The following is a 328-nucleotide window of genomic DNA, read 5'->3' on the forward strand; positions in this document are numbered from 1 at the left end:
GATGTGCTGGATGGCGCCGAGCTGGTCGCCCAGGCGCGCAAACAGGCGGGGCGCGTTGAGCAGGAAATCACGGAAAGCCACCGGCCGTCCCTCGTCGGTGAGCCCGGCATAGGCCGTGTCGTAGATGGCCAGGGTGCGACCCGCCTCGTTGCAGGTCTCTATGATCCGGTCCCGCAGCACGGCCCGCCCGCGATCCAGCCAGGCGCGCGCCTCACGGTCCAGCTTGCCGATCGGCTTTACGGTCTGAACCGCGTCGGCGACGCCGGCGACCTCCGCCCTGAGACTGGTCAGGATCCATTTGTAATAGAGGAAGCCCTTCCAGCAGAAG

The 328-nt window shown here is 67.1% G+C and carries 1 pseudogene; it reads right to left on the minus strand.

Features of this window, described 5'->3' with window-relative positions:
- A pseudogene (locus tag B3E43_RS09110) lies at positions 1-328 on the minus strand (hypothetical protein); the annotation flags it as partial.

Origin of the sequence: Brevundimonas sp. UBA2416, from assembly GCF_002343105.1 — a bacterium.
Classification (GTDB): domain Bacteria; phylum Pseudomonadota; class Alphaproteobacteria; order Caulobacterales; family Caulobacteraceae; genus Brevundimonas.